Origin of the sequence: Bacteroides sp. 43_46, from assembly GCF_001915455.1 — a bacterium.
Lineage (GTDB): Bacteria > Bacteroidota > Bacteroidia > Bacteroidales > Bacteroidaceae > Bacteroides > Bacteroides caccae.
Genome location: NZ_MNQN01000023.1, coordinates 1 through 14,428, shown reverse-complemented (window position 1 = coordinate 14,428; position 14,428 = coordinate 1). Strand labels below are relative to the sequence as shown.

Below are 14,428 nucleotides of genomic sequence, written 5' to 3'. Positions count from 1 at the left end.
CTTAAAAAGAAATCTTTAGGTCAAAAACGAACTTTTTTTTCGTTTTTTCATAAAAAAATAGAACGTGCCTTAGAATAGCGTGTAGTTTTTTTAGGGAAGAAAAAATAGAGAATCTTCCGAACCCCTTCGGATTATTTCTTTTTTGGAGAAGCTATCTTCAAGCTTTTAGATAGCGCTTCTATTGCGTAAGCGATGTGATAATTCACCGTCTGTACAGAGACTTCAAGCATCTCTGCTATTTTAATATAAGGTAGCCCCTCTATCTTTGCCAGAAAAAAGACATGCTTGCATTTGGGCGGGAGTTTTTCAATAGCATTATTTATTTCTGCCACCTCTTCCTTACTTATAATTTCCTCATCGGGCGATTGCACGGGTTCAAAAGAGAAATCACTAATTTCATCAAATGAAAGTTCATTCTTCCCGGTTTCTTTTCTTAAATACGAGATTGATTTGCGATAGGTGATTGTTTGCAGCCAGGCATTCATATATTCAATCTGCACCAACCCCTTCCTGTTCTTCCAGACCTCGAAAAAGACATCACTCACTACTTCCTCGGCCATTTCTTTCTGTCCCAACAAGCCATAAGCATAATAATATAAGCGCGTAGAATAATGCTCCATGAAACGGGTAAAAACCATTTCATCGCCATCTGCAATTTTGCTTATGTCTTCACTTTTCACTCTCACGAATTATTGTACAGATTACTTTTCAATTAACAAAATCGAGTCAAATATACAAGTATATCATCAATTATAAAAATAATAAGGCTTTAAAAGTTTTCAAATATAGGAAAGTTTCCACAATAGAAGTTCCGCATCCGACTATAAAAGTCTTTTACTCAAATAGCGTACCGGATACCACACAGAAAGGAATCCGACAGTCAGAACGGTTATGAAGACAAGCACAACATCCCACGCATGAACACTGACAGGGTAGGCGTCCACGATAAAAGTACCACCGCCTCCACCTAGCGAAATTACGCCAAATTTCTGCTGGATAAAACATAAAATTAATCCGAGAATAATACCAGAGATAGCCCCAAAAAGAGAAATAAGACGTCCCTCAAATAAGAATATCCGGGAAATAAGTTTATCATTAGCCCCCAGACTGCGTAATGTTACAACATCATCTTTTTTATCCAGTATCAGCATAGAAAGAGAACCGATCACATTAAAACAGGCAATCATAAGGATAAAAGTCAAAAATAGATAGGAGATCAGTTTCTCAATTTCCATAATACGGAACACATCCGCCTGCTGCTGATAACGGTTCTGAACAACAAAATCATCTCCCAACATCTTTTCGATCTTAGATTGTACAGATGAGACGTTTGCACCGGATTTTAATTTCAGCTCTATCGCAGAAACCTCCGTGGTATAATCCAGCAGTTGTCGGATAAAATCAAGAGAGGTAAGAATATATTTACCATCATACTGCTGTTGATTCACGACAAACACCACTCCGGGAGAATAAAGATAGTCACGTTTAAAGGAAGCACCGGGATTTGCCATATTTACTTTGGCATTCCGTTTGGGAAGATAAACCTGGAGCGGATCGACAAACTCCAATCCTGTACCTAAAGTGGCCACGAGTTCCACTCCCATAATCCCGTAATTCACAATCGAATCACGCAAGAGAAACTCACCGGCTCCATAAAGTATACTGTCAATCTCGGTCAGTTCCTCAAAGTTATCTTCTACACCCTTCAAAACAGCCATAGTCTGACGGTCTTTATACTGTACCATTGCATTCTCTTCGAGCGTTTCTGTAGATACAGCCACTTCGGGAAGCGCACAAACAGCGCGAATCCGTTCATCTTGCCCGTCAAAAACCTTCCCTTCACGAACCACAATTTTCAACTGCGGATCGAAAGCGGTGAAAAAGCTGGCCACCATATCCTGAAAACCGTTAAAAACAGAGAGTGTACAGACCAACGCCAATGTAGCAAGGGCCACTCCGCACACAGAAATGCCGGATATGATATTAATAGCATTATGTTTCTTTTTCGAAAAAAGATAACGCCGGGCTATATAGAAGGGGAAATTCACCTCTGCAATGAATTATTTCATTTCAGCAATGAGTCAATCTTCTCGATATAATCCAACGAATCATCCACAAAGAACTTCAGTTCAGGGATAATACGTAGCTGATAACGAACACGAGTACCCAGTTCATAACGAATGGATTTCATATTATCATTGATATTCTTCACCATTTCTTCTGCTTTCTCAGAAGGAAAAACACTGAGATAAACACGGGCAATACTCATATCCGGACTAATGCGCACAGCGCTAACCGATACCAACGTCCCATGCATCGCCTTTGTCTGCAACAGGAATATCTCACTCAGTTCTTTCTGCAACAAGCGGGATATCTTATTCTGTCTAGTTGTTTCCATAAATCTACTCCTTTACTTTTTTCTTATAATCGTTAACCCATCACGTAAGGGTAATATTACTTTCTCCACCCGTTCATCTTTGGCTACAAGATCATTAAAAGCCTTAATGCCGATGGTCTGGGCGTCCGTATTACGGGGTTGTTCCAACACATGACCATCCCACAACGTATTGTCAGCTATCATATATCCTCCTTCGGAAAGATGAGCCAACGTCATTTCGTAATACTCAATATATTTACGTTTATCACCGTCAATAAAAGCCAGATCAAACGTAACGCCCAAATCGGGAACAAGTTCCAAGGCATCACCTATATAGAAACGGATTTTATCTGCAAATGGCGATTTTTCAAGCCACGGACGGGTAAAGTCCTCTTGTTCATCATTTATTTCAAAGGTATGCAACATTCCGCCCTCCGACAAACCTTCTGCCAGACAAAGAGCGGAATATCCGCTATACGTCCCGATCTCCAGTATCTGCCGAGGCCGAATCATCTTCACAAACATCTTCAACATCCGCCCCTGCAAATGCCCGGAAGCCATACGGGGACGAAGCAATTTTACGTGCGTATCCCGATACAGCGCTTTCAAATAATCGCTTTCGGGATCAATATGTTGCAGAATATATTCGTCAATAGATTCAGTCTCTTGCATACAGCCTGTTCTTTTTACAGATAACGGTTATTATTAGGCAATACGGTATCTTCCGCATGCTTCAACGCATCCTCCACCACATTTATTTCGAGGAAGGAAGTTTGCGTACCTTCTTTACCACTGCTCAAATAGCCTACCATATCCGTTGGCTGCAAACGTCCTTCTTTCAACAGGCGGCGCAGGGCTGCAAAATAGTATTCCTGCCCGTTTGCGAGTTCCGGCATATAGATCGCTTCCACACCATAAGAAAGAGCCAGATGCCGCATCGTCTTTTCCTTATAACAAATAGCCAATACCGGATACTTGCCACGGAAAGCAGCCAGATTGCGTGCTGTACGTCCGCTATAACTGTCGGTAATGATCGCACGTATCTTTAACTTAGATGTAGCTTTTACAGCCTGCTTGGCAAGGAAAGCCGTAACATCATTACTGTTTTCATCCAACGGGATACGAATATCATTTTCTTCCAGTTTATCTTTTTCAGCCTGAGCCGCAATCTTAGTCATTGTTTTCACCGCATCCACCGGATACTTACCATAAGCAGTTTCACCACTCAACATCAAAGCGTCCGTACGATAATAAATTGCATTGGCAATGTCAGTAACTTCCGCACGAGTAGGACGAGGATTGTTAATCATCGTATGCAACATTTGCGTAGCAACGATCACCGGCTTCTTTGCCAGGATACATTTACGAATCAGCACACGCTGGATTCCCGGAATGCGTTCCTGAGGGACCTCAATACCTAAATCACCACGGGCAACCATAACGCCGTCGGCTACTTCCAGTATCTCATCAATATTATCTACGCCTTCCTGATTTTCAATCTTGGCAATAATCTTAATGTCACTATTATGAGCATCCAGAATCGCACGAATATCAAGTACATCCTGACGATTGCGCACGAAAGAGTGAGCGATAAAATCAATATCCTTTTCGATAGCATAAAGGATATTGTTACGATCTTTTTCCGTCAAGGAAGGAAGATTGATACGAACACCCGGAACATTCACGCTCTTACGGCTTCCCAAAGTAGCTTCGTTCTTCACTTCACAAAGCAAATAATCAGCGGTTTTATCAATGACTTCCAGTTCCAGATCACCATCGTCAATCAAAATCGTACCACCGATATTCAAATCGTGTACGAAATTGGGATATGAAACAGCAATACACTCACGGGTAGTTTCAAGTTCCGGATTACCTACAATCTTTACTTTCTCACCTATTTTATATGGAATCGGTTCTGCATTGGCAGTCGTACGGACTTCCGGTCCTTTCGTATCCATTAGAATCGCAATACGATTGGACACGGTACGTACATTTGCAATCAGAGCTTCAAAACCTTCACGGCTGGCGTGCGCAGTATTCATACGCACCACATTCATTCCAGCTTCAAAGAGCTGTTTTATAAAATCCACATCACAACGTCTATCCGAAATAGAAGCCACAATCTTAGTCTGTTTCAATAACATAGTCTTTCTACCTATTATATATTATACCTTATTTATTTTCTAACAATGCCTCCAGCGCCAACCTATATGAGTTCAGTCCAAAGCCGCAAATCACCCCTTTGCAGGCACAAGCAATCATCGACACATGCCGGAAAGACTCACGACTATGTACATTGGAGATATGCACCTCGATAACCGGAGACGTCACAGAGCGAATAGCATCCTGCAAAGCAATGGAAGTATGCGTATAAGCACCCGCATTCAGAATAATCCCGTCCACGTCAAATCCTACCTGCTGTATGCAGTCAATCATCTCTCCCTCAATATTCGATTGAAAATAGTCGATCTCCACGTCAGTGTATCTTTTGCGAAGTTCAGCCAAATAATCTTCAAATGTAACGCTTCCATATATGGAAGGTTCACGCTTACCCAACAGATTTATATTCGGGCCATTAATAATTTGTATCTTCATCGCGTAATCCTCTTTTTTTATACCTTTGTATCCAAAGAACAATATTTCAAGCCACAAAGATAGTGCAAACCGAATGTAGAAACAAATTTATTTGTATTCTGCTGAGGTGCAGCCTATCTTCGCGGAGCAAAGGTAGAAAAAAGAAATGGAAATCAACGAAAAAAAGAAGAAGAAGGAACAACAGGAACTGATAATCAGAAAGTATCAGCAGTATCTCAAACTGGAAAAGTCTTTATCTCCCAACACGCTGGAAGCCTATCTTACAGACCTGGATAAATTGATGAGTTTCCTGACCTTGGAGGGCATCAACGTTCTGGAAGTGTGCCTGTCTGATCTCCAACGTTTTACAGCCGGGCTACATGATATTGGTATCCATCCCCGTTCGCAGGCCCGTATCCTGTCAGGGATCAAATCATTCTTCCGTTTCCTGCTTATGGCTGATTATTTGGAGGCTGATCCCAGCGAATTGCTGGAAGGGCCCAAAATAGGCTTCAAACTCCCTGAGGTGCTGACGGTGGAAGAAATCGATCGGATTATCTCTGCCGTCGACCGCAGTAAGGCCGAAGGGCAACGAAACAGGGCTATATTAGAGACCTTATATAGCTGCGGACTTCGCGTATCAGAACTTGTCAACCTCAAGCTGTCCGATCTTTATTTCGACGAGGGCTTCATCAAAGTGGAAGGAAAAGGCAGCAAACAACGACTTGTGCCCATTTCCCCCCGTGCCATTAACGAGATAAAACTCTACTTCACCGACCGTAACCGGATCGAAGTAAAAAAAGAATATGAAGATTTTGTATTTGTCAGCCAGCGGAGAGGCAAAGGACTTTCACGAATAATGATCTTCCACATGATTAAAGAATTAGCACAAACGGCAGGTATCATCAAAAATATCAGCCCGCACACTTTCCGCCACTCTTTTGCCACTCATTTACTGGAAGGCGGAGCCAATTTGCGGGCTATTCAATGCATGCTCGGACATGAGTCTATTGCTACAACCGAAATCTACACGCATATCGACCGTAATATGCTTCGCAGTGAGATCATTGAACATCATCCCCGAAATATCAAGTACCGGAAAGAAAAAGAGCGCTAATTTCATTAAATTATGATAAAATCAAGCCCTTATCCTTATATTTATATTAAGAATTAATATCTTTGCGTTACTTTTTCTGTACTAGACAGAAAGGTGTATGTGAATACGACGATATTTAACATTTAATTTATACCTAAAATGACTAAGAAGTTGTACTTGCCTTTACTCATGGCAATGGTTGTTGCATTATTCTCTTCTTGCAGCAAAAAAATGGGTGAATTATCAGCTGATTACTTCACTGTTACTCCGCAGGTGCTGGAGGCAGTAGGTGGTAAAGTTCCTGCAACCATTAACGGCAAATTCCCGGAAAAGTATTTCAACAAGAAAGCAGTTGTAGAAGTAACTCCGGTTTTGAAATGGAATGGTGGCGAAGCTAAAGGCCAACCAGCGACTTTCCAAGGTGAAAAAGTAGAAGGTAACGACCAGACTATCTCTTACAAGATGGGCGGTAGCTACACAATGAAAACTTCCTTCGACTATGTTCCTGAAATGGCTAAGTCTGAACTGTACCTCGAATTTAAAGCTACTATCGGTAAGAAAGTGGTTACTATCCCTGCTGTGAAAGTAGCTGATGGTGTCATTTCTACTTCTGAATTAGTTAACAATACATTAGGTAACGCAAACCCGGCATTGGGCGAAGACGCTTTCCAACGTATCATCAAAGAAAAACATGACGCTAACATCATGTTCTTGATCCAACAAGCTAACATTCGTTCAAGCGAGTTGAAAACTGCTAAAGAATTCAATAAAGAAGTGGCTAACGTAAACGAAGCTGCTAACAAGAAGATCAGCAATATCGAAGTTTCTGCATACGCTTCTCCTGATGGTGGTGTAAGCTTGAATACTACACTGGCTGAAAATCGTGAAGGCAACACAACTAAGATGTTGAGCAAAGACCTGAAGAAAGCTAAAATCGACGCTCCGATCGATGCTAAATATACCGCACAGGACTGGGAAGGCTTCCAGGAACTGGTTTCTAAATCTAACATCCAGGATAAAGAGTTGATTCTCCGCGTATTGTCAATGTATCAAGATCCTGCACAAAGAGAACAAGAAATCAAAAACATTTCTTCAGTTTACAAAACTTTGGCTGACGAAATCCTTCCTCAGCTGCGTCGTTCTCGTTTGACTTTGAACTACGAAATCATCGGTAAGTCTGACGAAGAAATCGCTAAGCTGGCTTCTTCTAATCCTTCAGAACTGAATGTTGAAGAATTGCTGTATGCTGCTACACTGACTAACGATCCTGCTAAACAAGAAGCTATCTATACTCAGGCTACAAAACAATTCCCTAACGATTACCGTGCTTTCAACAACTTGGGTAAATTGGCTTATCAGGCTGGTAACGTTGACAAAGCAGAATCTTATTTCAAGAAAGCTGCCAGCGTTAACGCTTCTCCTGAAGTTAACATGAACTTAGGTTTGATCTCTTTGATCAAGGGTGACAAAGCTGCTGCTGAAACTTATTTCGGTAAAGCTGCCGGCACTAAAGAACTTGGCGAATCTATGGGTAACCTGTACATCGCTCAAGGTCAATATGAAAGAGCAGTTAACTCATTCGGTGACTCTAAGACTAACAGTGCTGCTCTGGCTCAGATCCTTGCTAAGGACTACAACAAGGCTAAAAACACATTGGCTAACGTAGAAAGACCGGATGCTTACACTGACTACCTGATGGCTGTTTTAGGTGCTAGAACTAACAATTCTTCTATGGTAACAAGCAGCTTGAAGAGCGCAGTTGCTAAAGATCCTTCATTAGCTAAGAAGGCAGCTACTGACCTGGAATTTGCAAAATACTTCACTAATGCAGATTTCATGAGCATCGCTAAATAATAGAATTACCACTCTATTTTAAATAATGAGAATTGCCTGTCATATAAATGACGGGCAATTCTTTTTTTTATCCGGAGAAAACGGTTAATTAATAAAATACCCTAAAGAAAGGTTCTTTATTGTCGGCAAAATAGTATATTCGTAATCATAGAATAGAATATATGAAAAAGCACAGTAGATACTATTACAGTTTATTAATCAGCTGCCTCATTATTATGAGCAGTTGCCAGCCCAAACCTTCATCACTACTGAAAGAAGCCATGAAAATGGAAAAAGTTTCAACAGACAGTATATTCTTCTATTTGCAACAAATAACACACCCCCGCCAATTATCCCTATCCGAACAAGGAGACTATTATTTGCTCTCTTATAAAGCAACGTTATGGAAAACCGGCCTCCCCGGTGACTCACTGCTCCGAAATGCTCTCACGTGCTACAAACAAAGCAACCTACAAGCCAAATGGCTACAAGCACACATAGAGCAAAGCGCTTCCTACCTATATAAGAATCTACCCGATTCCACATTATTATCAACCGGAAAGTTGCTGAAAGAGTACCAACTGAACGATACATTAAAGACACGCATATACGGACTAAGGAGAGCGGCATATTACAGAAAACAAGACTACAATCAAGCCCTTGCAATGGCGGATAGCAGCAGACAGCTAACCCGCAAAAGCAAAGATACGCTTGCCTACTTCACTGCAAGCCAACTATACCTTCAAATTATAGAAGCAATGCAGCAACATGAAAAATATACCCAAGGGTACAAAAAGTTGATAGAAGAACTTAGAGACTCTCCCAACCACCAGTCCCTCATTTATTATGCATTCGAAAATCTGCTGAATACCAGTTTGGAAAGAAAAGATTACCGGCAAGCACTGAAGTATCTCCAACTGTTATCCAATGAACGTCGCAGCCGATACGAAATTCCCCATTACCTATTGCTCCGTGGGAGGACATACGCAGCCCTGAACCAGACAGATTCCGCCAAATATTACTATCAGCAAGCTGCAACCTCCACTTCAGAATTTATTGCCATGGAAGCAAATGCTCTTTTATTCAATCTGATAAATCAAGAAGATTATCCAGAACAAGCGTTTTACAGCAAACAAAAGGAAAATACAATAAAAAATAATATACTTGGCAACATCAATTCAGAAATACAAAGAAGAGAATTCAACGAGCTCAAATTGCAAAACGAGCTATACCAGCTTCATTTTCAGCAACAGAAGCACGAACTATGGATGCTCGGAATCATCACAGCTTTACTAAGCGTAGGGTTCATCGCATTCTTCTTTTATCAAAGAGAGAAAAAAGAGCGGTTGCAGCAAGAGAATCTATTATTGCACAAGGAAGCGGAACTAAGCGGATTGCGGGAAAAAGAAATCCGACAGAGAAACAAAGAAGCGGAGTTGCGGGAAGCTCTTTTCAGAAGAATATCATTCTTTCATAAACTACCTTCCCTCCACACCGATGACAAGCAGGATGAATCTGCCGCTAACAGCAAAATAGTGGTAACAAACACAGAGTGGGCGGAAGTCATTTCAGTCGTAAATGATGCCTTCGACAATTTTGTAGTTCGCTTACAACAAGCCTATCCTTCTTTGGGAGAAAAAGAAATCGGCTTCTGCTGCCTCGTCAAAATCAATGTCAATATACAGGATTTATCAGACATCTACTGTATCAGCAAAGCAGCTATCACCAAACGAAAATATCGAATCAAAACCGACAAGCTGGGAATCACTGATGAAAACATAAGCCTTGACAGTTTTCTCAAAGCATTTTAGTAATTAGTCCAACCTCATTTATATTTTGTCCGCCTTACAAAATAATAAAATAGCGTATACTCTACTAATAATCAGATATATAAGCGACAACCAAGAGAGCATTCTTGTCCGCCTGTTTTTTTGTTTTTCTATTTGTTTCAGCCTACTTTTGTCCCGAAGCCAATTAGAAAAACAGTACTAACTAAATACATATCAGTATGAAAAACAGAAGTATTATTTTCAGTTTATGCACTTGTTCTTTATTAGCAATTTTTGCTTTTACAGACAACAGCAAAGCAACGAAAGACCCACTGGCACTATCGCCTGTCGTAGCCAAGAGCGTCACAACACCTACGGGAACATTAATTTCCTGTAATTTAAAAAGCCTGAAAGATACGGTAGACATTCCCCTGAGCTATCTGACAGAAGAACTCCAAGTGGTACAGTTAGACAATCGGGATGAAGCACTGGTAGGAGGTTGGGTACGTACTACTGTCAGCGACAATTACATTCTGGTAAGTAATAACAAACAGACTCCCTATAAACTTTTCACCCGTGACGGCAAATATATCACCAACATTGGCGCCTATGGCCAGGGACCGAACGAATACGGTAATACATACGCTGAACAGTTAGACGAGGCCCACAACCGTATCTATATCCTACCCTGGCAAAGTGACAAATTACTTGTATTCGATTTGAAAGGAAATCCACAAGCCCCCATCCCATTATGCCTGCGCGTTCCTAAAGGACAATTCAGAGTAGACACGGAGAAATCGGAAGTCACAGTGACGGTACTGCCATTTCAGGGTTGGCCGGCAGTAGTATGGACACAAGATTTTAACGGCAAACGCAAAAACTTCGTTGCTCCCGCACATCTGACCGTTCCACGAGACTTCAGTAATGAAGTATTTATGGGTAACAACACCTCCGATTATGATGTCATGCTAATGGTCATTATGCCTACCCCGCGAGTAGACAGCCTATACCACTACAACAATGCCAAAAACCGTCTGGAAGCCCGTTTCACTGTCGAATATGCCAATAAAGATAAAATTCCCTGGCATGGCTATTCCGAATATCCGCGCCATTTTATAGGCGACGTTTCTTTCCCGGTACAAATGTCTAAAAACACATGGGGAAGCACTAAGCCTGCCAAATATATTGTAGACAAAAAGACACTGCACGGCAACTATTTCCACTTGTACAATGACTTTTTAGGAACAAAGGAGATGCAGATATGGCCGTCTTTCGGCAACGGATATTACGTCTCTAACATGGAACCGTCACAACTAAAAGAAACACTAGAGAAAGAACTGGCAAGAAAAGATCTCCCCAGCACAGTACGAAAACGTACACAAGCGTTAGTGAAATCATTAAACGAAGACAATAACAACGTTGTTCTCTTTGCTAAAATGAAAAAATAAAAATCCTCCAAAAAGCAATAAAAAAGCTGCACCCCAAAAGTTTTTTGTCTAACTTTTGGGGTGCAATGCATTTTGAGACAGCCTCTTCTTTTTTTTTATCCGTAAAAACCGTACTTTCGCAGAAAAGAAATCAAAATGATGAAAAAGAGTAGTATTTTAATCCTCATAGCTATCTGTCTGTTCAGTTGCAGCAAGCCTTCCAAGGAAGCCAGTATCACCGGAGAAATCAAAGGATTGGGAACAGATACACTTTACCTGTACGGCATGGACGAATTGCGCGACCGGATAGACACGATCTTCACCAAGGACGACAAATTCGCCTATACCATCCCGGTAGACACCATTACTCCTGCTTTTCTGCTTATCAACAACCAAATAGAATATCCCATATATCTTGATAAAGGAAACAAAATCAAAATTAAAGGAGATATAAGCAATCCGGAATACCTTCATATCGAAGGGAATATATATAATCAGGAGTTTACTGCTTTTCAGGAAGATCTGCGAGGGCTGGGCACTCCCTCTGAAAAGGTATTGGAGCAGAAAGCGGAAGAGTTCATCCGGGGACATCATTCTTCATTCGTCAGCCTCTACCTATTGGATAAATACTTCGTTCAAAAAGACTCGCCCGACTTCAATAAAATAAAAAAACTCATCGAAGTAATGGCAGGAGTATTGCAAGACAAACTTTACATCGAACGTCTTAACGAAAGCATCTCCCAAGCGGAAAAGACAGAGATCGGTAAATATGCCCCATTTTTCAGCCTCCCTAATGTGAAAGGAGAAAAGATAAGCCGCACATCGGAAAACCTCAAAAAGAAAAACCTGCTAATCAATTTCTGGGCTTCATGGGGTGATAGTATTGCCAATCAAAACAGCAATGCCGAACTGCGGGAAATCTACAAAAAATACAAAAAGAATAAATATATAGCCATGTTGGGCATTTCTCTTGACTTGAACAAGGAGCAATGGAAAGACGCTATTAAACGTGACACGCTGGACTGGGAACAAGTGTGCGACTTCGATGGATTTAACTCCGAAGTTGCTAAACAATATACGATCCGGCAAATACCGGCCAACATACTCCTGTCAGCAGACGGAAAGATTCTGGCAAAGGACCTCAAAGGCGAAAAGCTGAAGAAGAAAATTGAAGAAGTAGTTTCCGCAGCAGAAGAAAAAGATAAGAAAGACAACAAAAAAAGAAATAACCAGTAACCAAACGTGTTAATTAAAGTTTTCGGAGCGGCTGTTCAAGGGATTGATGCAACACTCATCACAATCGAAGTAAACAGCTCGCGTGGCTGTATGTTTTATCTCGTCGGCCTTCCGGATTCAGCGGTCAAAGAAAGCCACCAACGTATCATCTCCGCACTGCAAGTCAACGGTTATAAAATGCCGACCACCAATATTGTAGTCAATATGGCGCCGGCAGATATCCGGAAAGAAGGTTCGGCCTACGACCTGCCTCTTGCTATCGGGTTGCTGGGCGCCAATGAAACCATATCATCGGAGAAGTTTTCCCGCTACCTGTTAATGGGAGAATTGAGCTTGGACGGAAGCATACAACCGATCAAGGGAGCACTTCCCATTGCCATCAAAGCACGGGAAGACGGTTTTGAAGGATTAATCATTCCCCAACAAAATGCGCGGGAAGCCGCCGTAGTTAACCAGTTAAAAGTCTATGGAGTCAGCAATATCAGGGAAGTCATTGAGTTCTTCAATAATGAACGCGAATTAGAACCGACAGTTGTTAATACCCGAGAAGAGTTCTATGCCCATCAAAGTACTTTCGAGTTTGATTTTGCAGATGTGAAAGGGCAGGAAAACGTGAAAAGAGCACTGGAGGTAGCTGCTGCCGGCGGACACAATCTCATCATGATAGGTGCGCCGGGAAGCGGAAAATCAATGATGGCCAAACGCCTTCCTTCCATTCTCCCTCCCCTCTCGTTGGGTGAAAGCCTCGAAACGACCAAGATACACTCCGTAGCTGGAAAATTAAACCGCAATTCCTCCCTAATCACTCAACGCCCTTTCCGTGACCCGCACCATACGATTTCGCAAGTAGCAATGGTAGGCGGGGGCAGTTTTCCCCAGCCGGGGGAAATAAGTCTGGCGCATAACGGAATTTTATTCCTAGATGAACTGCCGGAGTTTAATAGAAACGTACTTGAGGTACTGCGGCAACCATTGGAAGACAGGAGAATCACAATCTCCCGAATAAAAAGCAGCATCGATTACCCGGCCAGTTTTACACTGGTAGCTTCGATGAATCCTTGCCCTTGCGGATATTATAATCATCCGACGAAGGCTTGTGTATGCAGTCCCGGGCAAGTACAGAAATATTTGAATAAAATTTCCGGTCCGCTGCTCGACAGGATTGACATTCAAATAGAAATCATTCCCGTACCATTCGATAAGATATCTGACCAGAGAAGGGGAGAATCTAGTGAAACGATCCGCGAACGAGTTATCAAAGCACGGCAAATACAAGAAAAGCGCTACGCCGAATATCCCGGTATCTATTGCAATGCACAGATGAACAGCAAATTACTGTCACTATTTGCCCGGCCGGATGACAAAGGGCTTACCTTATTAAAGAATGCAATGGATCGGCTCAATTTATCCGCCCGCGCCTATGACAGGATATTGAAAGTATCACGCACCATTGCCGATCTCGAAGGAAGTGAGCAAATTCTTTCCGGACATTTAGCGGAAGCGATCAGTTATAGAAATCTGGATAGGGAGAACTGGGCCGGATAACAGGACAAGAAAAACAAGTGTTTGTATAATTAGGTTACCAGATCCATTGTATGCTATAATTACCCGAATTCAAGAAGATTCCATGCACGAAAATCAATATGACTAAAATAATTTACAGTTCACTACATAAACTCCTATTCGGTTTATAATAAATTTCCGAATCGTTTATTATAAACGGTATCCAAGTTTATTATAAACTCTCAAATAGAAATTTAGAATCTTAGCATCCATTTATTACAACAAAAAAGGCTGCAATTCCTATAAAGATTGCAGCCTTTTGCCTATATTAATCATTCCTGTCTCTGTACAAGGGTAGGACAGTTAGCTATATTTGTTGTAATATCTCACTATTTTCATACTCGATTTTATATCTTTTTTCTCATTTATTCATTAATAACTCAAGTTTCACAAACACCCTGCATAGTTTGAGGTTGAGCAATAAGTCAGTAGTATCTAATATTCTCCTCCTTCAGGGAGGTTGTGTAAAAAGTAAGAATCAAGTGTTCTTTGACATATTGTATAAAAAGGATTTTATATCTTTGCTCTGCTAACAATAGGATTAATTTTATGG

Annotated in this window: 12 protein-coding genes; 6 read left to right on the top strand and 6 right to left on the bottom strand. The window is 41.3% G+C overall.

The annotated features are described in order from the left end of the window. Positions 1 to 131: 131 nt before the first annotated feature. The 6 genes from BHV72_RS02425 to aroQ form a co-directional block, all read right to left on the bottom strand. A complete protein-coding gene (locus tag BHV72_RS02425; RefSeq protein WP_122264160.1) occupies positions 132 to 686 on the bottom strand; it encodes an RNA polymerase sigma factor in 555 nt (184 codons plus the stop codon). Between the two features lie 135 nt (positions 687 to 821). Beyond that, a complete protein-coding gene (locus tag BHV72_RS02420; RefSeq protein WP_286854171.1) occupies positions 822 to 2,048 on the bottom strand; it encodes an FtsX-like permease family protein in 1,227 nt (408 codons plus the stop codon). A gap of 17 nt (positions 2,049 to 2,065) precedes the next feature. Further along, positions 2,066 to 2,398 (bottom strand): 30S ribosome-binding factor RbfA, encoded by a 333-nt coding sequence (gene rbfA / locus BHV72_RS02415; protein WP_005675232.1) that lies wholly within the window; start codon positions 2,396 to 2,398, stop codon positions 2,066 to 2,068. A 12-nt stretch (positions 2,399 to 2,410) separates the two neighbouring features. Beyond that, positions 2,411 to 3,049, bottom strand: a complete 639-nt coding sequence (locus BHV72_RS02410; RefSeq protein WP_005675231.1) for an O-methyltransferase — start codon at positions 3,047 to 3,049, stop codon at positions 2,411 to 2,413. A gap of 14 nt (positions 3,050 to 3,063) precedes the next feature. After that, entirely contained in the window at positions 3,064 to 4,521 is a 1,458-nt protein-coding gene (gene pyk / locus BHV72_RS02405; protein ID WP_005681902.1) for a pyruvate kinase, read from the bottom strand. A 28-nt stretch (positions 4,522 to 4,549) separates the two neighbouring features. Beyond that, positions 4,550 to 4,972 carry a type II 3-dehydroquinate dehydratase gene (gene aroQ / locus BHV72_RS02400; protein ID WP_005675227.1) on the bottom strand — a complete coding sequence of 141 codons (423 nt, stop codon included), beginning with the start codon at positions 4,970 to 4,972 and terminating at the stop codon, positions 4,550 to 4,552. 145 nt (positions 4,973 to 5,117) lie between these two features. Between aroQ and xerD the strand changes: the two genes are divergently transcribed. From xerD to BHV72_RS02370, 6 genes are all read left to right on the top strand, one after another. Beyond that, positions 5,118 to 6,068 (top strand): site-specific tyrosine recombinase XerD, encoded by a 951-nt coding sequence (gene xerD / locus BHV72_RS02395; protein ID WP_005675226.1) that lies wholly within the window; start codon positions 5,118 to 5,120, stop codon positions 6,066 to 6,068. A 138-nt stretch (positions 6,069 to 6,206) separates the two neighbouring features. Then, complete coding sequence (locus BHV72_RS02390) at positions 6,207 to 7,901, top strand: tetratricopeptide repeat protein (protein ID WP_005675225.1); 1,695 nt, start codon at positions 6,207 to 6,209, stop codon at positions 7,899 to 7,901. 161 nt (positions 7,902 to 8,062) lie between these two features. After that, the gene (locus BHV72_RS02385; protein ID WP_182316917.1) at positions 8,063 to 9,691 is read left to right on the top strand and encodes a tetratricopeptide repeat protein; all 1,629 of its coding nucleotides are present in this window, start codon (positions 8,063 to 8,065) and stop codon (positions 9,689 to 9,691) included. Between the two features lie 197 nt (positions 9,692 to 9,888). Then, positions 9,889 to 11,097: a DUF4934 domain-containing protein gene (locus tag BHV72_RS02380; RefSeq protein WP_022043246.1), complete on the top strand. Its 1,209-nt coding sequence runs from the start codon at positions 9,889 to 9,891 to the stop codon at positions 11,095 to 11,097. A gap of 138 nt (positions 11,098 to 11,235) precedes the next feature. Beyond that, the gene (locus BHV72_RS02375; RefSeq protein ID WP_005681906.1) at positions 11,236 to 12,312 is read left to right on the top strand and encodes a TlpA disulfide reductase family protein; all 1,077 of its coding nucleotides are present in this window, start codon (positions 11,236 to 11,238) and stop codon (positions 12,310 to 12,312) included. 6 nt (positions 12,313 to 12,318) lie between these two features. Next, complete coding sequence (locus BHV72_RS02370) at positions 12,319 to 13,857, top strand: YifB family Mg chelatase-like AAA ATPase (RefSeq protein WP_122139342.1); 1,539 nt, start codon at positions 12,319 to 12,321, stop codon at positions 13,855 to 13,857. Positions 13,858 to 14,428: the final 571 nt, after the last annotated feature.

Coding starts and splice junctions, on each gene's coding strand:
- xerD (WP_005675226.1), top strand. CDS start 5,118: ATGGAAATCAACGAAAAAAAGAAGAAGAAGGAACAACAGGAACTGATA.
- aroQ (WP_005675227.1), bottom strand. CDS start 4,972: ATGAAGATACAAATTATTAATGGCCCGAATATAAATCTGTTGGGTAAG.
- pyk (WP_005681902.1), bottom strand. CDS start 4,521: ATGTTATTGAAACAGACTAAGATTGTGGCTTCTATTTCGGATAGACGT.
- BHV72_RS02380 (WP_022043246.1), top strand. CDS start 9,889: ATGAAAAACAGAAGTATTATTTTCAGTTTATGCACTTGTTCTTTATTA.
- BHV72_RS02385 (WP_182316917.1), top strand. CDS start 8,063: ATGAAAAAGCACAGTAGATACTATTACAGTTTATTAATCAGCTGCCTC.
- BHV72_RS02375 (WP_005681906.1), top strand. CDS start 11,236: ATGAAAAAGAGTAGTATTTTAATCCTCATAGCTATCTGTCTGTTCAGT.
- BHV72_RS02410 (WP_005675231.1), bottom strand. CDS start 3,049: ATGCAAGAGACTGAATCTATTGACGAATATATTCTGCAACATATTGAT.
- BHV72_RS02390 (WP_005675225.1), top strand. CDS start 6,207: ATGACTAAGAAGTTGTACTTGCCTTTACTCATGGCAATGGTTGTTGCA.
- rbfA (WP_005675232.1), bottom strand. CDS start 2,398: ATGGAAACAACTAGACAGAATAAGATATCCCGCTTGTTGCAGAAAGAA.